This is a genomic window from Streptomyces sp. NBC_01016 (assembly GCF_026341035.1).
Classification (GTDB): domain Bacteria; phylum Actinomycetota; class Actinomycetes; order Streptomycetales; family Streptomycetaceae; genus Streptomyces.
Genome location: NZ_JAPEOQ010000001.1, coordinates 882,464 through 905,939 on the forward strand (window position 1 = coordinate 882,464; position 23,476 = coordinate 905,939).

Sequence of the window (23,476 nt, forward strand, 5' to 3'; positions counted from 1 at the left end):
TCGAGGAAGCGAGGCTGACCCCCAAGGAGAGAGCCCAGCCGCGAGGTGTGTGCACTTCCCCAGAACGCTCACTCCGCGTCAGGTACCCGCAGCGGAGCCCCGCCACTGTAACGATGCACCAACCGCCAAGTTCTGCGTTCTGGCAGCGAATTGACGAATCCCCGAGGAACCAAAGCGCCTTCACGCACCGTTCATGCAGGCGAAGCGCCGATGCGAAGGTACACCGCAGGTTGACGTTGCCTCCCGTCAGTGAGGCACTTCAAATCTCTCCAGGGTGGCTGCGAATCGGGCGGATCAGCAGAACGCCGAAGCCCCGGGCAGACGAGTTGTGGTCCAGGGTCTCGATCCGCATTGGGCGCAAGCAAGCGCCGCCGGCGCACAGGAGGGGAACCGACGGACGCGGCGGCAGCCTGCTCACCGCAGGAACGTTTCCACACGAGGATCATGAAATCTCGTAACCGCGCCGCCTTGAGGCGACGGGCCCTTCAGCTCCGTAGGTGGGAGGCCGCGGCTGGGGCCTGATGTTTGTGGGCATGGTCCGCAGCAGCCGCACCGGCTCATGTTGTGACTGATCGCAAGGGCCATCGCCGGGGCTTCGCGGGGCGTCCTTCGCTGTGCTCGGCTTCACTGTCCAGAGGCGGCCTACCTCAAGAGGGCGGGGTGAGTCGCGGCGGCGTTTTGTCGCTTTCTGGTGTGAATCTAACGATATGAATCTGACGCCGAAGGCCGTGCAGCCGCCCATCGCCCAGCAGCAGGCCGAGATGCGGGAGCGCCTCCCGTTCGCCGACTCCCAGGACTTCGAGGACGCCTCGCGGGGGCTCATCGCCCGCAGGGTGCCGAGCGCCGTCACCGACGCCGACGGCGCCGTCGTGTGGGACAACGACACGTACGCCTTCCTGGAGGGCGATGCTCCCGACACGGTGAACCCGAGCCTGTGGCGTCAGTCCCAACTGGTCGCCGAACAGGGCCTGTTCGAAGTGGTCGAGGGTATCTACCAGGTGCGCGGCCTCGACCTGTCGAACGTCACGTTCGTCGAAGGCGCCACCGGTGTCCTCGTCATCGACCCGCTGATCTCCACGGAGACCGCCGCTGCGGCCCTGGCCCTGTACCGCGAGCACCGAGGCGAACGTCCGGTAACAGGTGTCCTGTATACGCACTCGCATGTCGACCACTTCGGCGGCGTCAAGGGCGTCACCACCCAGGAGGACGTCGACGCCGGCCGGGTCACGATCATCGCGCCGGAGGGTTTCACCGAGCACGCCGTGGCGGAGAACGTGTACGCGGGCACCGCGATGGGCCGGCGCGCCGCCTACATGTACGGGGCCGCACTCGCCCGCGGCCCCCAGGGCGCGGTCGGAGCCGGGCTCGGCCAGACCACCTCCACCGGCACGGTCACTCTGATCCCGCCGACCCTGATCGTCACCGAGACGGGGCAGGAGGAGGTCGTCGACGGGATCCGGATGATTTTCCAGATGGCCCCCAACACCGAGGCGCCGGCCGAACTGCTCATCCACTTCCCCGACTTCAGGGCCCTGTGCACGGCCGAGGACGCCACCCACACGCTGCACAATCTGCTGACGCTGCGCGGCGCCGTGGTCCGTGACCCCCACGCCTGGTCGCACGCGCTCACCGAGACCATCGACCTGTTTGGCGAGACGACGGACGTGGCGTTCGCCTCGCACCACTGGCCCACCTGGGGGCGCGAACGAGTGGTCGGCTTCCTGGGCGTCCAGCGTGACCTCTACGGCTACCTGCACGACCAGTCGCTGCGGCTGATCAACAAGGGCTGGACCGGCATCGAGATCGCCGAGCACCTGGAACTGCCCCCGGCTTTGGAGAACGCCTGGAACACCCACGGCTACTACGGTTCGGTCAGTCACAACCTCAAGGCCATCTACCAGCGCTACATGGGCTGGTTCGACGGCAACCCGGCCCACCTGTGGCAGCACCCTCCGGTTGAAGCCGGCCGACGCTATGTCGAGTTCATGGGCGGTGCCGACGCCGTCGTGGACAAGGCGCGCGGTTCCTTCGAGGCGGGCGACTACCGGTGGGCGGCCGAGGTACTCAGCCACGTCGTCTTCGCCGAGCCCGCCCATGCCGCGGCCCGCGAACTGCTCGCCAACACCTTGGAACAGCTCGGCTACGGCGCGGAGAACGGCACGTGGCGCAACTTCTACCTCTCCGGCACCACCGAACTGCGCGCAGGCCAGTTCGGCACCCCCACCGTCACCGCGTCCCCCGACGTCGTCGCCCACCTCACCCCCACGATGCTGTTCGACGCCATCGCCATCCAGATCGACGGCCCCAAGGCGTGGGACGAACAGCTCACGGTCGACGTCCGCCTCACCGACGCCGACGAGCGGTACCGCCTCACCCTGTCCAACGGCGTCCTCAGCTACAGCGCCGCGACGCAGAAGACCGCCGCGGACGTCACCCTCACCAGCACCGTCCACGCCCTGTCGGAGCTGGCTGTCACCGGGCTCACCCCGGAGAGCCTCGACCGGGCCGGTGTCCAGGTCGAGGGCGACACGTCGGCGCTCCAGCGTCTCACCGCCGTACTCGATCCCGGCGACCCGGACTTCCCCATCGTCACCCCCTGACCTATTGCCAGGTGTTCGACGGGCCCGCGCCCGGCACGTGCCGTCCAGGAGGGCGATCATGACCGACAGCGGGACCCCGCGGCCCCCACCCCTTCGCCTGAGAACCCGGCGCCACCGGTCAAGCCAGCCGGGCTCGGACGTCCGACGGCACGCGACGTCGTCTCCGGCTTCGCCACCGGCCTGTTCTCCATCCCCGAAGGCATGGCCTACGCGGGTATCGGAGGCTTCGCCGCGCCCCTGGGCCTATGGTCCGGCGTCGTCCCCACCATCGTCGGCTCGGTGTTCGCCCGTACCGCCCTGATGGTCACCACCCTCACCATCCTGGTCGGCGTGGTCATGCTGCTGATGAGGCTGCTGAAGCTCGGCTCCGTGATGTCGTTCGTATCGACAGCCGTGATGACCGGCTTCACCACCGGCATCGCACTGCAGATCGTCACCGGCGTCCTCAAGGACGCCACCGGCAGCAGTAATGATCGTGTTCCCTCGGCGGTCGGTGGCCGGGGAACACGCCCCTTGATCCGTTCACCGTTCCTGTCATAAGAACATCGCTCCACCCGACCTCTATGCATAGCTCGCCCGCTCGTAGATCCTTTGGAGCTGTGACAGAAGCGGCTAACACTCCTTCATGGACCAAAGGCATCAGTGCGATCACTCTCTTCGTCGAGGATCTCGACGCCACGAAGCAGTTCTACCGTGAGGTCTTCGGGCTACCGGTGGCCTACGAGAATGACAACTCGGCTGTCTTCGAGTTCGGCAACACCATCATCAACCTGCTGAAGATCACAGCAGCACCCGAGCTCATCGCGCCCGCTCGCGTCGCCCAGGCCGACGTCGGCTCCCGTCTCCAACTCACCCTGCCGGTGGACGATGTGGACGCGATGTGCAAGGAACTGGTCGCCCGCGGTGTCACCCTGCTCAACGGCCCCATGGACCGGCCCTGGGGCATACGGACCGCCAGCTTCCGCGATCCCGGCGGCCACATCTGGGAAATTGCCCAGTGACTGCGCCGCTTGGCCTCGGGCCCCGGACACACCTCTGCCGGCCACCTCGACGCGGCGCGAAAACTCCTCGACGGCCGACGATGGATGATCCAGACCTAACGCGGCCGGCGGGTATGCCACCAAGGACAGGCTGAGTCCACGAAGTGCCTGAACGGCCTTGCGGAACAACCCGGCAGGCCGTGCCGATAACCAACGTCTGGTCGCTGAGGCTCCGTGTGCGCCTCGCATGATGATCAGTGCGGATGCTGCGGTTGGACAGCGATGCTTCTAGGGGGAGTTGAAGTGCAGAACACGAGTGGAGAGGCTGGCCTCGTCATAGCCGTGGTGGTCGTCGGCCTGGTAATACGGCAGCAGCTGCGTACCCGTCCCGTTTCGCGTGCCGGATCGCTGGTCACTCCAATGGCAGTCGGTGCCTTTGGTGCCATCGGGATCGCGTTCGGTATCGGCTCGGTCGTCAAATATCGCCCGCTGACCACGCTGACCGTTGCCCTCCTGGTGGCAAGCCTGGCCATCGCGGCGTCATTCGGCGTGGCAAGGGCCCGGACCGTGGAGATCTGGCGTGGACCCCAGAGCGAGGTGCTGCGCAAGGGGACGGCAGCGACGACTGGTCTGTGGCTCGCCTCGGGTGGGGTGCACATCGGGCTGGCACTGTGGATCGACCACGCGGCCGGGACCGGGCTCCTGGGGAGCGCGTCGCTCTACGCATACCTGGCGATCGGCCTGGGGACGCAGAACCTCCTGGTGCGCAGGCGCGCCGCCGCACTCTCCTGGCTCTGTCCATAGCGCTGTTCGGGTCCACCGCCGTGGTGGTGGGCCCCCGGGCTCCGCCCGTGCGAGCCTGTCGGCCGCGTATCAGGGCCAGTTCCTGTCGTATCTGGCGGTGGACCTCGTCCTGGGCCTCATCGTCCCCAGCCTCGCCAACTCGCTCCAGGCCGTGCTCGACCAGCGCAAACTCCTGGCCCACCGCATCGAGGAACTGCTGGAGGCCCACCCTCTTTCCCAGGTCCTGATCTCGATGCCCGGTATCGGCATCAGGACCGGCGCCCGCATCCTCATCGACGTCGGCGACGGCACCCGCTTCCCCAGTGCCGCCCACCTCGCGGCCTACGCCGGCCTCGCCCCCGCGACCCGCAGCTCCGGGTCCTCGATCCGCGGCGAACAGCCCTCCCGCAGAGGAAACAAGCAGCTCAAACGAGCCTTCTTCCTCTCCGCTTTCGCCGCCCTGGCCGACCCGCAATCCCGCACCTACTACGAAAAGAAGATCAGCCAGGGCAAGCACCACACCCAAGCCCTCCTCTGCCTCGCCCGCCGCCGAGCCGACGTCCTCTTCGCCATGCTCCGCGACGGCACCTTCTACCAACCACCAACCCCGATTGCCCCTTGACCAAAGTCTGTGAGTCTTCATCTGGCTGGTCCGGGACCGGCTGGCAGGGTTGACGTCGGTCGCCTCGTCGTGGTCGTGGCTCGTGACTAAAGTGGCCCCTCTAGGGTGCCTTGCCTATGAACTGCCCGACTATGGCGGGCGGCCGGCGCCGACCCGGCCCACCTCGGTGGCCTGATAAGAAGCATGCCCGGCCCAAAAGGGCCGTGGCCCGTCACAGTTCTGCCTCGAAGTGACCTCTCCCGGGCACAGCGCCGGTCCGCAGCGACCGGGACCACTGCCTCACGGAGAGGAACCGTGATCGCGTGAACACCATTGTCGCCCACACGCATTCGTTCGTCATCGGCGTCGACACCCACGCCAGAACACACACCTACGCCGTGCTCGCCGCCAACGGTGAGCAACTGGGCACGGAAGCGTTCCCGAACACCCACGCGGGCAGGGCCCGAGCCATCAACTGGGCCGGACGCCGCACCGGTGGGGACCTCGGCGCACTGTGGGTCATCGAGGGTGCGGGCAGCTACGGAGCCCAGATCGCCCGCCAGACGGCACGGGCCGGCTACCAGGTGGTCGAAGCCGCCAGAATGGGCCGCGCCAGCCGCCACGGCATCGGCAAGTCCGACTCGATCGACGCCCGGCGGATAGCCGCTGCCGTGCTCCCGCTCCCCGAACACCAGCTGCGCACCCCTCGGTTGGACGAGGGGGTCCGGGCGGCAGCACAGATCCTCCTCACCTCCCGGGACGAGCTCACCAGCGAGCGGACCAGGGCCGTGAACGCCTTGACTGCCCTCGTGCGCATTGCCGACCTCGGCATGGACGCCCGTCGCTCCCTCAGCACCAGGCAGATTGGCGAAATCGCCCGCTGGCGCCCGCGTGAGGAGGACCTCGCCGTCACGACAGCCCGTACCGAGGCCGTCCGTCTGGCCAAGAGAATCGTCGCCCTTGATGCCGAAATCGCGGACACCATGAGCCGGCTGGGTGAGCTCGTCGACGCCAGTCCGGCCGCCAGCCTCCCTGACGAAACAGGGATCGGCCCCGTCACCGCCGCCACCGTCCTGGTGGCGTGGTCCCACCCGGGACGGGTTCGCGACGAGGCCGCGTTCGCCGCCCTCGCCGGAGTGAGTCCCATCCCCGCCTCCTCCGGCAACACCACACGCCACCGCCTCAATCGCGGCGGCGACAGGCGTCTCAACCGCGCTCTGAACGTCATCGCGATGGTCCGCATGGTGCACCACCCGCAAACCCGCGCCTACGTTGACCGCCGACGGGCCGAAGGCAAGACAGACCGTGAGATCCGACGCTGCCTCAAGCGCTACCTCGCCCGACGCCTCTACCGCCACCTCAACGCCACCGCAGCGAAATTGGGGGTTGACGAGACATAGAAGCTTCATAGGGACGCCCCCCAACGTGGTTCTCTCGCCTGCTGCTTGGACGGTCAGCAACCTCAAGTGCACCTGCGCAGCGGGCACTTCACCCTCCCGCACCATTCCATCCGTGATAGCACAGGAGGGGTTTGTCAGGTCGAGTGTCGAACGGGGTGCTGTGGTGGCTGTGGGCTATCTGGTGACCGTGGTGTTGGCCGTACTGATCGTGGTGTTCTGCCTGGCTCGCATACGCGGACCGAAACCGCTCTTCTACTTCAGCTACCGGCTCGGCCTGGTCTTCAACGAGATCCCGCACGTCGCTCTCTACGCACTGGCGGCCTCGACGGCACTGGCCTTCTCGGAAGGCGACATCACCACGACCTCCGACCGGGTGAACGTCGGGGTGGCGGGGGCCGCGGCTGCCGGACTCATGGTGGTCACCCTGCGCGGGATGCGGGCGGCGTCCGTGGTGCGTGTCGCCTTGGACGACGCGCTCGGCGCCGGGACAGGGACGCACCGCCGGCCGCCGCTGGCACGCATCCTGTTCAGGCCCGTCTTCCGCCGCCGCCGTGACGTCAAGCGGGTGGGCAACCTCAGCTACGGGGACGCAGGCCGTCGCAACCTCCTCGACGTCTACCACCACCGCTCGTGCCCCGAGGGCGGCTCCGTAATGATCCACTTCCATGGTGGCCACTACGACCAGGGGCGGAAGAACACTCAGTCGCTGCCCCTGCTCTACCGGCTCGCCAGCCAGGGCTGGGTCTGCATCAGCGCCAACTACCGGCTGCGCCCCGACTTCCCGCATCCCGCCCATCTGATCGACGCGAAGAAGGTCATCGCCTGGGCGCGCGAACACGCAGCGGAATACGGCGCGGCGCCTGCGGCGGCCGTGTTCGTATCGGGGAGCTCCGCAGGCGGGCACATGGCGGCGCAGGCAGCACTCACCCCCAATGAACCGGCCTACCAGCCCGGGTTCGAGGAGGCGGACACCTCCGTGACCGCCGCCGTCGTGCTCAACGGTTTTCTCGCGGAGTACTTCGACGGAGACCCGGCGACCTCGCCCGTAAACCTCGTCCGGACGGATGCACCGCCATTCCTCATCGCGCACGGGGACCTGGACGAGCTGGTGGACACCGAGAATCCCAGAGCACTTGTCACCGCTCTGCGCTCCGCCTCCGCCTCGCCAGTCGTGTACGTCGAACTGCCTGGCGCGCACCATGCCTTCGACCTCTTCCACTCATTCCGGTTCGAGGCGCTCATCGGCGGCATCGAGGACTTCGCCGCGTGGGTGACGGCCCGGAAGAATCCGGCCTAAGAACTCGTCACACGATCATGCGTTGATCTCGCCACCGCGCGGGCCCGCGGCCGCGTCGGAGGGCGCCCCAACGCCGTCAACGCCGACCTGCTGCGTCAGGCCCGCGACCTGCTGCCCAACCCCGACAACAGCGTCGGGTCGATTGCCAAGCTCCTCGGCGTCTCCGTCGGCGCCCTCTACAACCACATCCTTGACCTCAAGCCGCTCCGCGTCACCCGCATCCCCACGGTTTCGCCCGGGGAACGCTGAGCTCAGCACGGGTGGGGGCATGGTGCGAGAGGTGGAGGGGGCGGGCGAGGGGGGCATGGGGTGGGGAAAACCGAACCACCGGGTTACGTGCGGGCACCATCGTCCACAGTGGGCCCGCCCGGAAAGCTGGAGGCATCGCGTTCGTCCAGCTCACAGTGAGGTGCATTCCCATGGTCACATCAGCTTCCCCGGCCCCGGCCCGCCTGTCCGCTCCGTCCATCCGACGCGGAGCGCGGGCGGTCCTGCGGGAGCCGTGCCGGGCAGCGACCTGGCGGCGCGTGGCGTACCTGCTGCTGGCCCTGCCGGTCGGCGTGCTGTGCGTACCGCTGGCGCTCGTCGGCGGTCCGGCCGGCCGCGTCCAGCGCGGGCTGGCCCGGCGGCTGCTCGGCCTGCAGATTGCGGAGCCGGCGCACACCGGCCCCAGGGCCCTGGCACACGCAGTGATCAGCCTGCCGCTCAACCTCATAGCCGCCGTGCTCACCGGCTACGGCTGGTCGACGGTGCCGCTCAACTTCGGCTGGCCGCTGCGTCCCCTCATCAGCCTCGGCGACGCCGACCCCACCCACGCCTGGGGCGGCCCAACCCTCGCGGGAGTCTGGGGTCTGCACGCCCTCGGCGGGCTGGGCTTCCTCCTCCTCATGCCGTGGATCGGCCGGGGCCTGACCGCGCTCCAGGGCCGGCTGGCCGCCTGCCTCCTCGGCGGCCGCCGCACCGGGGTGCTCACGCCCGTACTCCTGGCCCTGCTGGTCGTCGTCGTGGGTGCCGCACTGGCCCTCCCGGTCGCCCATCAGATCTAAGTTGAGTCCCATGCGCCGCCTACGCACCTTCGTCACCACCCCCTTCGCCCCCAGAAGCCTGACCGCTCTCCTGTACACACTCCTCGTGCTGCCCCTCGCCGTGGCGGGGGCCCTGCTCGTCGTCACCGGCCTGCTCCTCGGCGGCCTGCTGTCGGTGACCCCGCTCGGCCCGTGGCTGATCGCACTGACCGTGCGCGGCGCGCTCTCCCTGGGAATTCTCCAACGGGCACTGGCTCAGGCCCTGTTGGGGATGGCGATCGAGCCGCCGGTGCTGCGCAGCGAGCCCGGAGTCTTCGGCTGGCGGCGGGCCGCGCTCGGCGCCCGGGCCGGCTGGCGCGCGGTGGGCTGCGCGCTCGCCGCGCCCCTGACCGCGGCCCTGCCCGTCGCGGCCGTGACGATCGGCTACGTGTACGGGCTGCTGCTGGCCCTGCATCCCGTCCTCAAGCACTGGAACTACGTCACCGTCCGCGCGGCCGACGGTTCCGTACGGCACGTATCACTGCAGGTCATGGGTGTCGAGTTCGACTCCTGGCCGCGCTGGGTGGTGGCCGTCGCGGCCGGGCTACTGCTCCTGCTGGCCGCCCCGTGGTTGTTGCGCCACGCCCTCGCCCCGCACCGGGCTCTACTCAGCTCCCTCCTCGGCCCGGGCGCCGCCGACCAGCGCATCCGCACGCTCGAGGAGACCCGCGCCCAGGCCGTCGACGACGCGGCGGCCGTGCTGCGCCGTATCGAGCGGGATCTGCACGACGGCGCACAGGCGCGTCTGGTCGGCCTCGGGATGCATCTGACGCTGATTCATGAACTGATCGCCGCCGACGCCGACCGCGACCGGCTGCTCGCAGTCGTCCACACCGCCCAGGGCAACGCGAAACAGGCCGTGGTCGATCTCCGCAACCTCGTCCGCGGCATCCACCCGCCCGTCCTGGACCAGGGGTTGGACGCCGCGCTGGCCACTCTCGCCGCGGACAGTGCGCTGCCGGTGACCCTCACCGCCGACATCCCCGTCCGCCCCACCCCTGCGATCGAGTCCATCGCCTACTTCTGCGCCGCCGAGCTCCTCGCCAACGCGGTCAAGCACAGCAGCGCCTCGGAAGTGTCCATCGATGTCGCCGCCGGGTCGGGAGCGGCGGCCGGTGCGCTGCGGCTGGCCGTCCGCGACGACGGCCGCGGCGGGGCGGTCCTCGGTGCGGGCAGCGGGCTGACCGGTCTGTTGGCCCGGGTCCGCACCGTGGACGGCATCCTGACCTGTGACAGTCCCTCCGGAGGGCCTACGGTGGTCACCGTCCTCCTGCCCGCCAGATGAACAACTGATCACAGACAGCAGAGGTACCGGCCATGCGCGTCGTCATCGCCGAGGACTCCGCGATCCTGCGTGACGGACTCGCCCAACTCCTCGCCCTGCGCGGCGTGGAGGTGGCCGCCGCCGTCGAGGACGCCGAGGCCCTGCTCACCGCCGTCGCCGAGCACCGTCCGGACGCCGCCGTGATCGATATCCGGCTGCCGCCCGGCCATACCGACGAGGGCCTGCGCGCTGCTGTGACGATCCGTCAGGAGTATCCCGCCACTGGCGTGTTGATCTTTTCGCAGTACGTCGAGACGAAGTTCGCGGACCGCCTGCTCGGCAGTCGGAGCACAAGCAGTGGAAGTGACGGCGGTGGAATCGGCTATCTCCTGAAGGAACGCGTCATGGACATCGGCGAGTTCGTGGACTCGCTGCGGCGGGTCGCGGCCGGTGGTACCGCCCTGGACCCGGAGGTCGTCGCCCAGCTTTTCGGCGCCGCCCGCCGCGCCTCGGCATTGGACGCCCTGACCCCGCGCGAGCGCGAGGTGCTGTCCCTGATGGCCCAGGGCCGGACGAACTCCTCCATCGCGGAGGCCTTCGTCGTCTCCGAGCGTGCGGTCGAGAAGCACATCGCCAATATCTTCACCAAGCTCGACCTACCACCCTCCGACACCGACAACCGGCGGGTGCTGGCGGTGCTGCGCTACCTGGAGACCGGCGGCGCGTAGCCCCGAGTCTCCGTCGGGTCCGCGGCGCCGAGCCGCGAGGAGGTCGTCGCGAGCATCAAAGCCACTGCCTGCAAATGACCTCTATCGCAGGCAGCCCACGCCCTGCACAAGCCCCCGAACCAGCGTCATCAGGCCGGGGTCGGCTGAGTGAGGTTCACCGCGTTACCGTCGGGGTCCTTGATGTGGGCGACGCGCTGTCCCCACGGCATGTCGTTGGGGCCGCCGGTGACCGAGCCACCCAACGCCTCCACCCGGCCGAGCGTCGCCTCGACGTCGTCGACACCGATGCTGAGCAGGATCCGGGGCGCCGCCCTGCTTCCCGGGTCATCCTTGGCCACCAGCCCGAGGTCGGTGTCGCCGATGCGCAAGCCGAGGTAGAAAACCGGGCCCTTCTCCGGCACCCGGAAGATCTCCTCGGCCCCGAACAGTTCCGTATAGAAGCCGAGCAGAACGTCCTGGTCGGCAGTCAGGATCACTGGCTGGATGGTGGACATGGCACCCCTGTCGAGAACGGTCGTATCGCTGGACAGACCGTTCGAGGGCGGTGGACTCATCGGCAAACTCGCTCCGCCGGACGGACCGCTGGTGAAGGACTTGAGTGCCGGCTTCACCCAAGCCGGAAGAGCTCTCCGCAACGTGAGCCCACCGGCTCATCGCTCACGTGCCATCGGGCACTTCTTCCTGCCGTGGCTGGTAGTCGAGATATACACGGTCCGTGTGACCAGGCCATGACAGGGAGAGCCGCCAGCATCCGGCCTGGGGCAGGTCCACGATCGAGGAACCTAGATCCACAACGCGGGCAACCCGCTGCGCCGGATTCGCGAGTGTGGCCTCGATGGTCAACCGCGCATCACCGGGAGCGTCGTCGCGCGGCACCCAGCGGATCTTGTTCGTTCTCGCGCTGCCGCCGGACGGCGCGTGGTACGGATAGCCGAACAGGACCGCCAGGATGCGGTTGTGCTCACCGAGCGCGTAGTGGGGCACGCTGCGGGGTCCGAAGCTGTCAGCGGCCCACGTCGGGAGGCGACCAGACCTGGTTCCCGGGCCGCAGGTCCCACCTCCGTTGGTGGCCGCCGAACGGGATTTCGGTGTGCGGTCTGTGCCGGCGGCGTCCGGTGTGGACTTTCCTGACGAACACGCGGGCAGAAGGACAGCGAGCAGCAGGCACAGCGCCCCAAAGGATCTGGGCGCGCCTTTCACGCGATCGGTGCGGGCAGGTGTCTTCACGCACCACTCCCCCAAGTTGACCTGCCGTCCGGGCACTTAACGGTAGTCCGCAGGCTCAGCTGAGGGTGCGGGTCTGTGCAGCGATCGGTGGAGCGCGGTCGGGTTGATTTAGCTGCGGCCTGCGGCGAGTCGGCCGTCGAGGGTGATGTCGAAGGCCTGAAGCGCGGCCTTCCAGCGCATGGTCCAGCGATTGCGTCCGGTGCCGTGGGATCCAGGCTCATGACGGCCAGGCAGACGCACTTCAGCTCGGCCTGCAGACGGTGCAATCGGCAAAACGGGTGAGCACGGGTCGCCACGAAGGCGCCGCTATGAAGTGGCCTGTCCATCCTCACCATCACGCGGCACAGAACCTCCGGGCTCAGCACGGCTGGAGTGGCGCTCGGATGCCTCCAAAACGGACTCCCAACTCCTTGGCCTCGCCTTGCCGACGCACCGGCTTTCACTGCGCATTCGCTGAAATACACCGAGTTTTCTGAGGATGAGGCGGTCGTCGGCGTTCGCCTCCAGTCGCCCCGCCCGTATCTCGTCCAATCGCCACCCGAGTACCGCAGCATCAAGAAGCGCCCCGAACGTCGGCTCTGCTTCGTCGCCCATTGGCTGCCCTTCCCCTGAGCCTGCCTGTGAGTCGTCAGCGTACGTCGCGTCCTTCAACTACGTTCCACATGAAGCTATTTGACCGAAGGTGCGCGATTGGTGCGCAAACTGTCCACCGGCACGAAAGGGAGTCCTCCTCGCCCGCCACGTCCGCACGCGGAGACCGCTCCCGCGCCCAGGACAACCAACCGGAGCGCCGCCTACGACAAGCACTTCCGCATCAGTGTGCACATGGTCTCGTATCGGCGCAGTGTTCCGTCGGGGGCTTGCTCGTCCCACGAGTCGGGCCGGCTGCCGTACGCGATGTAGCCCAGCCGTTCGTACAGGGCGCGAGCCCGCGGATTGTCCTCTTCCACGCCCAGCTCCGCCTGCCGCAGGCCGCGGTCCTTGATGCGTTGTTCCGCAGCCTCAATGAGGACGGTTCCGATTCCACACGATTGCAGTGCGGGATGGACGGCCAGCTGCCACAGAGTTCCAGCACCTTCTGAGGCCCGGTAGTCCACGCCGCCCTTCGCGATCGGAATGTTCGCGGGCGTGCAGACGGCCAAGTAATCGACGTCACCAGCCTGAGCTCGCTTCAACTGCTTTGCGACGCCTCGGAGATGGTGGTCGGACCCTGCCCATGAGCACGACGCCAGATCAGCAGACGTCAGATCACGCACGACGAGTCTCAGCTCAACCTTGACCAAGACAAGCACCTCCGGCATGCCCGCATCCCCACCGACCAGGTCCGGCGCGATGCGGATTCGCGACGCGGGCCTGCACAACGCCTACCAGAAGGCGAGCGGCCTGACCCCCTGGCGGGCCGGGCCACTCACGATGCTCAGCCAGTCAGACCGCCGGGTTGGAGTAGGCCATGCGCCAGAACGCGGCCTTGGTCCCTGATCCTGCGATGCCGTCGAGAGCACCCTTGTAGCCGTAGAACTTCTTCAGGTTGGCCTGGAGCGACACGATCGTCTTGGGCCCCACGACGCCGTCGATGGCTCCCTTGTAGGGAGAGGGCTGACTGGGCCAGGTGGCCAGGAATCGCTGCATCGCCTTCCAGCTGCTGGCCCCGAGCGCCCCGTCGACCGAGCCCGTGTAGCCGTACATGGTGAGGATCCACCGCTGGATCCGTTTGGCACCCTGGCGGTCAAGGCCGAGATTGACCACGGCCGCGCTCGCCGGTCCTGCGAAGCCGACCACCGCCACACCGGAAGCCGCCACCGTCAACAGCCCGCCTCTGATCAGCCCACGACGCGAGACACCGTCCCGCCTGCTCTGCTCCACGTCTGCCCCTCCCCTTGGCCGGGGATCTTCTCCCGGCTCGGCGCACAACTTAACCCTGTTCGCCGTCGAACACCCCGGGTTCGTGGACTCCCGCCCTGGGCCCTGCCTTCCCACCGGCGGATCACCGATCACTGGCGTCCCGTTGTCTGCGTCCGCACGTGCCGGTGAGCAGCGGGAAGGCAACTGCTCTATCAGCGGCGTCGCCGGGTCTGCATAGGCGAGGACGGGGCCGGGCCGCCCGATCACCGAGCGGGCGGTCGAGGTCGTCGTCGAACTCGAACAGGCCGGCTATCTGAATCGGCGACGGGTCGGACGGCGCAACCAGTACACCCTCGACCGATCAGCCGCTCCGGCACCCGGCGGAAAGAGGTCTCACCGTTCGCGACCTGGCTGAAGCCGTTGCAGGCCGTGAGCTTCAGGTGCGCAGAACGTCTGTGGAGTTCTGGTGGGCCTGCGTACCCTCCAGTTGCTTGCTGTGTCACTTCCGGTTCGCCAGGGAGTGTGTGGCGTGCTTGGCGCCGGGAACTCGGACTGCCGTGTTCCGTGGTTAGGCAGTCAGCCTGGGACGCCTGGTGTCCGCGGTCGGCCGTCCGGCGGCGGACACCGCGCACTTGGTCTGGGATCCGGTTGTCGTGCGGCCTCATGGCGTAGAGGAAATGCGCGGGGCCGTAACTGATTGGGCGGGCTTTCCAGAGGAACCTGGAAGTGGGTGGTACCGGCAGTGACGGGCTCCCCTCCACGGCTGGTGCCGCCCCGGCCGTGGCGCCGATGTCGCGGGAATGCGTCGGAGCCACGGGGACTGGTCCGACGATTCCTTCCCTCGGCGGCCCAACCGGAACGCCGTAATGCCTCAGATGCGCAGCGCGATGGTCGGAGGCTTGCGAAGCTCCCCTGTTGCCGCCGCAGATGCGGCGGCAACAGGGGACGCGCGGGACCGTGGCTCCCCTTTTCTCGGTCCTCGCGCGGGGTGCCCTCCTGGCGTGGGGGCGAGGCTGCGGGAGTTGCCTCGCCGCTCGGTCACGTGCGGAGGGCGGAGGCTGGAGCCGCGTTGTCGGTGATGCGGCTCCAGCCGGCCTCGGTCGTCATGGCTCGGGGGCAGGGAGCCCGGGGCATGGGTGTGAGCCCAATTCCCCTTCTAGGTGCGAGCGTAGGACGGTCCCAGGGTGATCGGAAGAGCGTTGCGGGCATGCCGCCCGCGAGGCCGGTCGGTTCCAGGAGCCCACGGCTCATCGCATAGGAGATGTCGAGGGCGGCGTGCTCGTCGACCACCTGGTCGACGATGTGCTGCTGGCCCAGATCGTGCCCACCCGACGCCTGCCGGGTGACGTAGTACTTGCGCTGCAACCCCCGCTACAGCGACCGAGCTGAGACTTCGTGCGGAGTCGTCACGCCCAGTCTCGGCCGGCAGAGTATCGAGTCGCTGACCGCGGAGATCGATGCCAGGTCGTAGGCGCGGGCCGCGATTGCCCCGCACCCATTCGGCCAGACGCGGTGGTCGATAACCGACCATCTCAGTCCGAGTATTTACCCACCCTGTCCTCTTGTGACCGTTTGGTGACATTGGTGGTGAGCCTCGTGGCAAGACGCCAGTGCAGAGGAAGTTGCGACTGCCTCCGTACGTGAGCACGAACTGCAAGGAGGAACGAACATGGTCATCTCGCGCGCCACCATCGCCGTCACCGCCGCGGTCGCTTTCGCTGCCGCGGGAACGGGGACGGCTCTCGCATCTGACGCCACATCGTCCGCGACGCGAGCCACGCAGGAATGCCAGCCGGGCACTCTGAAGGCGACCACGACGCAGCTCGGGACCGAACAGGCGGGCATGAACCATGCCGGGACGTTCCTGAAGCTCACCAACACCGGAAACGTCACTTGCGTGATTTCCGGCTACGCGGGCCTCGCCCTGGAAGGCAGCGGCCACACCGCGCTGACGACGCAGACCGAACACAGCGACACCTATTTCGCCGCGGACCCCGGGCGGCACGATGTCACCCTGCAGGCCGGCGACTCGGCCTACGCCGACCTCGTGTGGACGCATACCGGAGCTGATACTGCAGCCGCCCGCTACCTGCAGATATCGCCTACGGGCGGCAATTCGCACAGCACCGTGGCCTTCAAGCAAGACGTGGACAACGGCGATCTGTCAGTCACGGCGTGGAGCGACGCTCCGCCCACCATCTGAGTTGGGTGTGGCTCTCGGCTCTTCCAAGATTTTCGTAGGCGTTGATCGACTGCCCGGTTTCCGCTCGGCCGGCTGGATCGGCACGGCACGCTGGTGACGTGTGATGTCAATGTGACGGACCTGCTGCCGCAGCTGTCGGCGGGAGCAGCGCAGGGAGAGAGCCATCCGTGGCCTTGAGCAGGCAGACTGACGGGATGGAAATCGTGGGGACGTGGTCGGGCACCGTGTGCGTAGAGAATTCTCTGTTCGGGGCGCAGGAGGACGCCACCGTCGGCGAGGAGCCCTGGACGGAACTTGACCTGGACTCAGGCCCTCTGGTTGCCGGTCGCGGCGCTTTGCTCATCGTCAGCCCCTCGATCGATCACGACGCTGACGTCACGGTTCAGGTACTGAGCGGCGCGCCCGACGCTCGTGAGCAGGCAGGGTGGGCGACGGCCGGTAGGGCCGTCTACCACAGCACCGGTACTGATCTGGCTGTCTGTTCTCTCACACAGGGCTTCGAGTCGACCGGACTCGAGCTCCAGGAGCGCACGTACTCGGTTCGGCTGTTGCGGCGCCAAGTCCAGATGGAAGAGCAGAACGACGCATTCCTCATCCAACTGTGGTGAGCCGGCGGGTGGGTGGCGCGATCTGCGATCGCGCCACCCACCGTGCGCTCTCAGGTGATGCGAACCTGGAACGCGTCGGTGTGCAGGACTCTCTGCGCCTTGTAGAACGCTGCCAGGGCTGCTCCGGCCTTGGAGTTGTCAGTACCCGGCACGTACTTCAAGGAGTAGTTGCCGTTTCCCGCACCGCTTCCTTCCCAGGTTGCGGCGAAGGGGAATTCGTCGCACTGTTCGTCCGCGTTGGGCGGTGGCAGCTTCTTGCATTCACGGGCCGTGGTGTTGCGGTTGTTCTTGTACTGGCCGTCCGCCGTGGCGTCCCACTTCGAGTACAGCCGGTAGTTCTCCCTGGTCAACCACTACCAGCAACAGATGCCGAAGCCCCTGTCCGCCCCATTCGTCACCGCCCACGGCAAGGAACTCGGCCTCGGCCGTGACACCCGGGTATGGCAGTTCCTCAAGGCCGCCGCCGAACGCCCGATCACCGAGGAGCAATGACGGGACTTCCTGCGGATGAGCCCGTGGTTCGAGGACCACAAGCACTTCATGCGGGACCAGGTGACCGCCTACCGGGAGACGGGACGCCTGGCCGCCGCCACCTACGGCATGGTGCAGGGCAAGGCATCCGTGCGGGACATCGACGAGAAGACAAAACCCTGGATGCTCAACAGCCTCTACGTCCCCCGCACAGTCCGCCACGAACGAGGCGCCCCACTGCCGCGCACCTACGCCGTCTCCGACGACTTCGCCGCCCTGCAACGCGAACAGGACCGCCTCCCGAAAAGCTGATCTGCCCAGACCCCTCCCAGTCCCGGGTGCTGCGGAAGCATGCGTCGCGTGCTCCCCGCTGACGTCCAAGATGAAGCGGGAACGTCTTGCATGTGCTGGGCGGGCGGTGGCAGCGGCATGCGACACCAGCGAGGGATCCTCAGCGAGGCAGGTTCGGTTCCCGGGCTCAGATGCCGGGCGTCCAGCCTGAGGCTCCCGCCCAGGCTTCGGCCCGCTCGCTGATCTCGGCGATCAGCGGGCCCTTGGCCGCCGCGTAGGCGTTCATGTCGGGCCAGTCCTGCTCGGCCAGGTGCTGCTTGTGCCGGGCGTAGGCCGCACGGTCGGCGGCATCCCTGCGCAGCCAGTCGCGGAACAGCAGGTGACGGCGCTCCCACTCGCTTCCGGCCGTGCAGATGTGCACTTGGACGCCCAGGTCGGGGGTGCGCACCATGCGGTGGCCGGGCTGGCGCACGCGCAGGCCGTATCCGGCCCTCTCCAAGGCCAGGAGATAGGCAGCCTCGTCATCGACGTCCGGCACACTCAGGTCGATGTCGATGATGGGCTTGGCGACCAGCCCGGGCACGGCCGTCGAACCGACGTGGTCGACCCGCCGGACCACCGGGCCCACCGCGTCGACGATGCGTCGCCGTTCCCGCTCGAACGCGACCGGCCATGCCGGGTCGTAGGCGACAACCCGGATCTCGCGCTTTTCCTGGCCGCCTATCAACTCAGTCTGATCGCCCATGACTCCATTACAGCCCAGCGGGATGACGGTCTGTTCCCCGGTCCATGCCAATTCGCCCGCGGCCTACAGCTACGAGCCTTGGGTTCACAGTCATCCAGGCACCTGCCAGTGGCTGTCCGTGCCGTCAGGGTGCTCAACGGGCACGGCTTGGTCGGGGTAGGGGCGAGACGGACGCGGGCTGTACCTGCGGGCTGGGTGCCACGTGGGCCCGGTGATCGCTGCGGGCCTGTGCCGCAAGGGCGCGTGCGCTGGGTGCTTGTCGTGCGGCGAGGCGTTGGATGCGCCAGGTGAGGACCCGGGCCGGTCGGTCGGCGTCGGCAAGCGGGCGTCGGCCGACGGCGCTGCGCAAGACCTCCTCGGGGTTGTGCCCGGCCTTCTCGGCTTGGGTGAAGGTCGCGGTGAGCGCGTCGAAGGCCGCGTCCCCCACGATCTTCTCGGCGTACTCGGGTACGACATCGTGGACCAGGCGGATGTGCCGTTCGACGGTGGGGCGGGGCGGCCGTTGCTGAGCGAGAGCGGCCAGGGGTGCAGTAGCCGCTTCGTCGTAGGCGGCCTGGAGCTCAAGCTGGGTGCGCTGAGCGGCGGCGGCCTGCTGGTCGTGGTGGCGGAGCTGGTGCCAGCGGGCGGCGGCGATCACGGCCAGGAGTGCGGCGTCGAGGAACATTGCCAGGACGGCGCCGTCCTTCGACGTGGGCTCGCGCAGAATCGCGCGGACCGCACTGCGCAGGGCGCGAGCATGCTGGTGATCGGCCCGGATGCGGGAGCGAGTCGCTCGCTCAAACTCCCTTGATGCTCCATGGAGTTGGGTCCGCAGTGGTGCGGGCGCGATGAGGGGAAGGGTGTCGAGGGCTTCGCCGAGGGCGTTGATGTGGGCTTGGGCGGCCTCGTCATCGGCGTTGCCGTCGAGGTGGTGGGGGATGCGTTCGGTGGCGGCAGTTGCCTGGTGCCAGGGGCCCGTGCGGCACGCGGCCGTCTGACCGTCGGCGCGCGAGGCGAGGTCGTCGAGTCGCTTCTTGATCTTCGGGAAGGACAGGTCCGGTGCGAGTTCGGAGCCGGAGAACCGGATCGGCTCGCCGGCCTGGTTGGTGTCGCCGGTGAGAGCGACCGTGAAACCGCGGATGTCGCCGGAGGGGAAGTGCTTCACGTCGACCTGGACGCCGTCGGTGTGAGCGAGCAGGTCGAGAAATTCCTCGGTTCCGCGGGCGGCGGCCACTGCGGTACGGACCGTGGTGCGCAGGCGCTCGCGAGTGGTACTGGGCTGTCCTGCGCGCTTGGCCTTCTCCTGTTCGGCGCGGGTGGGTCGCTTGGCGGCCGTGCGGTCACCGCGCACCACCTGGAACAGGCCGTACTCCTTCTCGATCTTGGCGAGTTCGCGGTCGGCGGTGAGGTAGTCGTTCCAGTGACGGGCCGGGCGCAGGTCGGCGCGGATCGTGGTGGCGGCGATGTGGATGTGGTCGTCGGCGTGGCGCACGGCGACCCAGCGGCAGCCGTCCGGATCACCTGCGGGAGCGATGCCGGTGGTGGCGACGACGCGGCGGGCGATGTCGGCCCAGTCGTCGTCGGTGAGGTGGCGGTCGGTTGTGGCGGCGCGGATCGAGCAGTGCCACATGTGGCGTTCGGGCGCGCGGCCGAGGCGTTCGGCCTGTTTGACGTGCAGGTCGAGGTCCGCGACGAGTTGCTTGCGGGTGGTGTCGGGGTCGTCGGTGGTGCGGCCGGGGTCGGGGGCGAAGCCGTCCCAGGAGGCGACCAGGTGGGGGTCGTGGTGGTCGGTGGCCTTCTTGGTGTCGTACAGGTAGCGAATGAGGCCGGCGGTGCTCTTGCCGCCCGTGATCTTCGCGATCATTCGGCCGCCTCGTTGGTGGCGGCCTGGTTCGCGGCGTTCGCGATGTGGCGGACCGCCGTGCCGACGGCGTCCAGGGTGCGATCGGTCTGGGCCAGCAGGGCACTGTCCCCAGGGTGTGGATTGCCGCCGGAGTTGAGCCTCCAGGCGATCTGGTTGACGTTGCGGCCGATCTTGGTGACCTGCTCGCGCAGGGCGTTGAGCTCGTCGATGTAGTCGTCGAGCTGGGTGCGCTGGCCGGGGAGAGTGAAGCCGAGGTCACCGTTGATGTGGGCCATGACGAGGGCGCCGACGTAGTGGGCGGCCGCGATGTTCAGGGACCGGGCCTTGGCCAGGATGACGGCCTTCTCGTCGGCGCTGTAGCGCACGTCGACGCGGTCTGTGCGCTGCACGGGCATGCGGCTGCGACGGCGGGCGACGCGGTGCACGGCGGCTTCGTCGGCGGCACGCGGCAGCGGCAGTTCGGCGTCGACGAGAGGCTTCTCCGAAGTGGGCGCCCCCTGGCGCCCGCGTGCCTCCGCCACCCCTGGGGCGGAGGCTCCCCCGTTGGACCGGCCCTTGGACGGTCCAACGGGATACCTTGCTCCGCCGTTGAGGCTGGTGCTCATCTCCTGCTGAGCGGTGTGCGGTTCGTGGTACGGGGCGTTGTGCATGGGCTGGTTCTCCGTGAGGCGGGGCAGTGCCCGGCGGAAGGCTCGGTGTCCCCGCGCAGGTGGGCACGGGGACACGCGATCGGGGAAGGCTTGGCTCGGTCGAGAGCGTCAGACAGCGTCGACGGTGATCGCGTTCTGCTCGGTTTCGGGGGCGGCGGTGTCGAGTTCGGCCTGGACGAAGTCCTTGAGCCGGTCCGCCTCCTGTCGCCCGATGGTGAGGCCCCTGTCGCGGAAGGTGGCCTCGATGTGGCGGCGGGAGGCGCGTTCGTTGCGGCCCAGGGGAGCGGCGCGGGCGATGCCGAACCGGTCTGCCGAGGCGGAGTCGAGCGCCAACTCGTTGGCCGGAGTGCGCACTTTGGAGGCCTCAGCCATCTTGGCGTTACTCGACGCGGCGCTGATGGCGCCGGATGCCACGTCAGCGGTCGCGGCCGCCACGTCGACGGAGGGCTGGTCTGCCGAGTCGCGCCGGGAGGGCGTGGGGTGGCGGCGGACGACGAGGTAGAGGTGGACGGCGCCGGCGAGGGCGAGTGGGGCGATGGCTGAGAGGGCTCCGACGGTGAGGTCGTCGAGCTGGAGGCTGTCGCTGTGCCGGTCGAGTTCGTTGAGGCGTACGGCGTGCAGGGCGTTGGCCCAGATGCTGGTGACGGTGGCGGCGCCGACGAGGGCCCATACGTAGGCGCGTGAGGGGGTGGGGGCGGTGCGGAGCATGAGGAGGGCGCCGACGCCGATGGCGATGAACCCGTCGATGACGAGGGGGAAGGCGTAGGTGAGGAGTCCGCGGATGTGGATGGCGACGGCCATCTGTCGCAGGGCGTCGTAGGAGAGGGCGAAGGCGAACGCGGCGAGCAGGGCGATGCCGGCGCGGATCGCTGCGGTGCCTGCGGTCGGGGTGGTGCGGGAGGGCAAGGTTCGAACTCCAGAAAGATGCTTTGCGGGACTGTGAGGGGAGCGTTCACGCGGGGTCACGCGAGGGGGCGTACACGCGGGCCCCCCTTCTAAAGGGGGGCCCGCGCGTGAACGCTCGGGTGCGTGTACGCCGTGTACGGTCCCGTGATCGTTTGACCTGCGGTTTTGCCGTGTCCGTGTACGCCGCGAGCGGTTCACGGCGCCGGTTTCGCGTGAGGGGCGCGTGTACGGTCGCGTGAACGCTTTGCAGGGGCTGTGGGTGGTTCAGCCGACGGCGGTGAGGTGGCGTGCGGAGGCGTAGTAGCGGGCCTGTTGGCCGCCTCCGGATCCTCCGGCGATGCCGTCGGCGCGGGTGGCCAGGCCGGTGTCGACGAGGCGGGTCAGGTGGCGGCGTGCCTTCTCCACGTCGGCGCGCTCGGGCTCGGCGCCGCCGGTGAGGATGGCGGCAAGCTCGCGGACGGTCATTCCGTTCACGGCGTTGCGCAGGAGGACGGCGGGGTCGCGGCCGGGGTCGACGGTGGTGGTGCCGCGCTTGTGGTCGTGGGTGACGTCCAGCGGGCCGACCTCACCGGTGGGGGTCTTCAAGTGGTGCAGGGTGACGGCGGGATCGCCGGCCCGGCCGGTGACGAACAGGACGCTGCCCGCTCCGGCTGTCAGCCACGTGGAGCCGTAGACCTGATCGAGGCTGGGGCGTTGTCCGCGTGGGGCGTCGGCGGTGGCCTTGCGCTGGTGGTGCAGTTCCAGGATCTCGACGCCGCCTCGCAGGGCGCGCATGCGGGCGTTGTGGAAGGCAACGGCGAGGCTGTCGTCGACCATGGTGCTGACCGCGTCCTTGAGGCTGTCGATCACGATGGTGTCGGCCTGGTGGGCGGCGGCGAGGTCGGCGAGGAGGTCGGGCTCCTTGTCGAGGGTGGCGGGCAGCGGACCCTGCCAGACGACGAGCCGGTCCCGGAGGATCGTCTCGTCGGTGTCGAAGACGCGCCGTGCCATGGCCTTCGCGATCTGCTTGGGCCGGTCCATGGCCAGATAGAGCACCCGCCTGCTGGGGGCGACCGGCATCTCCAGGACCGTCTCCTGCAGACCGAGCCGGGCGAAGATCACCTGGTGGGCCAGGGTGGTCTTCCCGACCCCCGGTGCACCGACGATCATCAGGCTCTCGCCGGGCGCCCACACGGTCTGTTCCCGGGTGCCCCACAGGGGCTCGGCGTCCGCGCCGGTCTCGCGCACGAAACACCAGCCGTCGACCGCGAAGCGGGACAGGCGCCCCTGCCCCGAGGAGAGGGCGCGCTCACGTTCGGCGCGCATTTCCGTTTCGGCCTCGCTGCGGATCGCCTCGGGGTCGGCGCCCGGTTCCTGAGCACGTTGGACGGTGCGCACGGCCGAGGCGAGGAGGCGGCGCAGGTCGGCCTTCTGCCGGATGATCTCTGCGTGGTGTTCCGCGCTGGTGGTGCCGTAGAGGGCGTCGGCGAGCTGGTGCAGGTAGACGCGGTCGCCGACGCGCCGCAGGTCGCCCTGCTGCTGGAGCACCTCGCTCAGCACGATCGGATCGGTCGGCCTGTCCTCGCGGTGCTGGGTGAGGAGTGCGCGCCAGATGGTCTCGTGCGGGGGCCGGTAGAAGGCGTCGTCGCCCAGGACGGGGCGGACCGCGTCGATGACGGCGGCGTCGTGCATGCAGGCACCGAGCACCGCGCGTTCGGCGTCCACGTTGTACGGCGGCTCCGACGCCTCCATCGGCGGCAGGGTGGTGCGGTTCGGTTCGGGATCGGCCATACTGGGCTGCAGCTCCTCTGCTCGCGGGCCATACGGGACGGCAATCCCGGCCTCGCGTGTTGATCGCTAGGGATGGCGGTTGAGAGGTTTGCGCTTGAAGCCCCCGGCACTGCCGGGGGCTTTTTCGTGCCCGGGCACCCCTGCGCGTCGGGGGTGTGGGGCTATCACCATGCCACATGAATTGCAGATCGCAGCACAGCTCT

At 68.6% G+C, this 23,476-nt stretch carries 24 protein-coding genes and 2 pseudogenes; 14 read left to right on the forward strand and 12 right to left on the reverse strand.

What is annotated here, in order from left to right; all coding sequences use genetic code 11:
• Positions 1-707: 707 nt before the first annotated feature.
• The 10 genes and pseudogenes from OG746_RS04145 to OG746_RS04190 all read left to right on the forward strand — a co-directional run bounded on the left by OG746_RS04145 (position 708) and on the right by OG746_RS04190 (position 10,717).
• Positions 708-2,600 carry an alkyl/aryl-sulfatase gene (locus OG746_RS04145; RefSeq protein ID WP_524540370.1) on the forward strand — a complete coding sequence of 631 codons (1,893 nt, stop codon included), beginning with the start codon at positions 708-710 and terminating at the stop codon, positions 2,598-2,600.
• A 3-nt stretch (positions 2,601-2,603) separates the two neighbouring features.
• Positions 2,604-3,140: a SulP family inorganic anion transporter gene (locus tag OG746_RS04150; protein ID WP_266718706.1), complete on the forward strand. Its 537-nt coding sequence runs from the start codon at positions 2,604-2,606 to the stop codon at positions 3,138-3,140.
• A gap of 59 nt (positions 3,141-3,199) precedes the next feature.
• Positions 3,200-3,601 (forward strand): VOC family protein, encoded by a 402-nt coding sequence (locus OG746_RS04155; protein ID WP_266711625.1) that lies wholly within the window; start codon positions 3,200-3,202, stop codon positions 3,599-3,601.
• Positions 3,602-4,000: 399 nt separating this feature from the next.
• Positions 4,001-4,384: a hypothetical protein gene (locus OG746_RS04160; protein ID WP_266711627.1), complete on the forward strand. Its 384-nt coding sequence runs from the start codon at positions 4,001-4,003 to the stop codon at positions 4,382-4,384.
• 115 nt (positions 4,385-4,499) lie between these two features.
• Positions 4,500-4,985, forward strand: a pseudogene (locus OG746_RS04165) (transposase); the annotation flags it as partial.
• Between the two features lie 302 nt (positions 4,986-5,287).
• Positions 5,288-6,364, forward strand: coding sequence for an IS110 family RNA-guided transposase (locus OG746_RS04170; protein WP_266711629.1), 1,077 nt, complete (start codon positions 5,288-5,290; stop codon positions 6,362-6,364).
• 163 nt (positions 6,365-6,527) lie between these two features.
• Positions 6,528-7,661 (forward strand): alpha/beta hydrolase, encoded by a 1,134-nt coding sequence (locus OG746_RS04175; protein WP_266711631.1) that lies wholly within the window; start codon positions 6,528-6,530, stop codon positions 7,659-7,661.
• A 419-nt stretch (positions 7,662-8,080) separates the two neighbouring features.
• Positions 8,081-8,707, forward strand: coding sequence for a hypothetical protein (locus OG746_RS04180; protein WP_266711633.1), 627 nt, complete (start codon positions 8,081-8,083; stop codon positions 8,705-8,707).
• Positions 8,708-8,717: 10 nt separating this feature from the next.
• Positions 8,718-10,010 carry a sensor histidine kinase gene (locus OG746_RS04185; RefSeq protein ID WP_266711635.1) on the forward strand — a complete coding sequence of 431 codons (1,293 nt, stop codon included), beginning with the start codon at positions 8,718-8,720 and terminating at the stop codon, positions 10,008-10,010.
• Positions 10,011-10,042: 32 nt separating this feature from the next.
• Positions 10,043-10,717 (forward strand): response regulator transcription factor, encoded by a 675-nt coding sequence (locus OG746_RS04190; protein ID WP_266711637.1) that lies wholly within the window; start codon positions 10,043-10,045, stop codon positions 10,715-10,717.
• Between the two features lie 128 nt (positions 10,718-10,845).
• Here OG746_RS04190 and OG746_RS04195 read toward each other — a convergent pair whose 3' ends face one another.
• From OG746_RS04195 to OG746_RS04225, 6 genes and pseudogenes are all read right to left on the reverse strand, one after another.
• A complete protein-coding gene (locus OG746_RS04195) occupies positions 10,846-11,211 on the reverse strand; it encodes a VOC family protein (protein WP_266711639.1) in 366 nt (121 codons plus the stop codon).
• Positions 11,212-11,374: 163 nt separating this feature from the next.
• Positions 11,375-11,701, reverse strand: a complete 327-nt coding sequence (locus OG746_RS04200) for a hypothetical protein (RefSeq protein WP_266711641.1) — start codon at positions 11,699-11,701, stop codon at positions 11,375-11,377.
• A gap of 351 nt (positions 11,702-12,052) precedes the next feature.
• Positions 12,053-12,198: pseudogene (locus tag OG746_RS04205) on the reverse strand (IS256 family transposase); the annotation flags it as partial.
• 540 nt (positions 12,199-12,738) lie between these two features.
• The gene (locus tag OG746_RS04210) at positions 12,739-13,245 is read right to left on the reverse strand and encodes a GNAT family N-acetyltransferase (protein ID WP_266711643.1); all 507 of its coding nucleotides are present in this window, start codon (positions 13,243-13,245) and stop codon (positions 12,739-12,741) included.
• 124 nt (positions 13,246-13,369) lie between these two features.
• Positions 13,370-13,807: a hypothetical protein gene (locus OG746_RS04215; protein ID WP_266711645.1), complete on the reverse strand. Its 438-nt coding sequence runs from the start codon at positions 13,805-13,807 to the stop codon at positions 13,370-13,372.
• A 1,017-nt stretch (positions 13,808-14,824) separates the two neighbouring features.
• The gene (locus tag OG746_RS04225; protein WP_266711647.1) at positions 14,825-15,151 is read right to left on the reverse strand and encodes a hypothetical protein; all 327 of its coding nucleotides are present in this window, start codon (positions 15,149-15,151) and stop codon (positions 14,825-14,827) included.
• Between the two features lie 304 nt (positions 15,152-15,455).
• Here OG746_RS04225 and OG746_RS04230 point away from each other — a divergent pair, with 304 nt between their 5' ends.
• Positions 15,456-15,989 carry a DUF4232 domain-containing protein gene (locus tag OG746_RS04230; RefSeq protein ID WP_266711649.1) on the forward strand — a complete coding sequence of 178 codons (534 nt, stop codon included), beginning with the start codon at positions 15,456-15,458 and terminating at the stop codon, positions 15,987-15,989.
• A gap of 194 nt (positions 15,990-16,183) precedes the next feature.
• Positions 16,184-16,597, forward strand: a complete 414-nt coding sequence (locus OG746_RS04235) for a hypothetical protein (RefSeq protein WP_266711651.1) — start codon at positions 16,184-16,186, stop codon at positions 16,595-16,597.
• Positions 16,598-16,647: 50 nt separating this feature from the next.
• On the opposite strand, the gene OG746_RS04240 is transcribed toward OG746_RS04235, so the two are convergent.
• Positions 16,648-16,947 (reverse strand): NucA/NucB deoxyribonuclease domain-containing protein, encoded by a 300-nt coding sequence (locus tag OG746_RS04240; protein WP_266711653.1) that lies wholly within the window; start codon positions 16,945-16,947, stop codon positions 16,648-16,650.
• 16 nt (positions 16,948-16,963) lie between these two features.
• Here OG746_RS04240 and OG746_RS04245 point away from each other — a divergent pair, with 16 nt between their 5' ends.
• Entirely contained in the window at positions 16,964-17,089 is a 126-nt protein-coding gene (locus OG746_RS04245) for a hypothetical protein (protein WP_266711655.1), read from the forward strand.
• A gap of 15 nt (positions 17,090-17,104) precedes the next feature.
• Entirely contained in the window at positions 17,105-17,380 is a 276-nt protein-coding gene (locus OG746_RS04250; RefSeq protein WP_266711657.1) for a hypothetical protein, read from the forward strand.
• A gap of 166 nt (positions 17,381-17,546) precedes the next feature.
• On the opposite strand, the gene OG746_RS04255 is transcribed toward OG746_RS04250, so the two are convergent.
• From OG746_RS04255 to OG746_RS04275, 5 genes are all read right to left on the reverse strand, one after another.
• Positions 17,547-18,104, reverse strand: a complete 558-nt coding sequence (locus OG746_RS04255; RefSeq protein WP_266711659.1) for a GrpB family protein — start codon at positions 18,102-18,104, stop codon at positions 17,547-17,549.
• A gap of 133 nt (positions 18,105-18,237) precedes the next feature.
• Complete coding sequence (locus tag OG746_RS04260; protein WP_266711661.1) at positions 18,238-19,947, reverse strand: relaxase/mobilization nuclease domain-containing protein; 1,710 nt, start codon at positions 19,945-19,947, stop codon at positions 18,238-18,240.
• Positions 19,944-20,597: a MobC domain-containing protein gene (locus tag OG746_RS04265; RefSeq protein ID WP_266711663.1), complete on the reverse strand. Its 654-nt coding sequence runs from the start codon at positions 20,595-20,597 to the stop codon at positions 19,944-19,946. Before OG746_RS04265 ends, OG746_RS04260 begins: the two co-directional genes overlap by 4 nt.
• A 108-nt stretch (positions 20,598-20,705) precedes the next feature.
• A complete protein-coding gene (locus OG746_RS04270) occupies positions 20,706-21,503 on the reverse strand; it encodes a DUF2637 domain-containing protein (RefSeq protein WP_266711665.1) in 798 nt (265 codons plus the stop codon).
• A gap of 264 nt (positions 21,504-21,767) precedes the next feature.
• Positions 21,768-23,273, reverse strand: coding sequence for a DnaB-like helicase N-terminal domain-containing protein (locus tag OG746_RS04275; RefSeq protein WP_266711667.1), 1,506 nt, complete (start codon positions 23,271-23,273; stop codon positions 21,768-21,770).
• Positions 23,274-23,476: the final 203 nt, after the last annotated feature.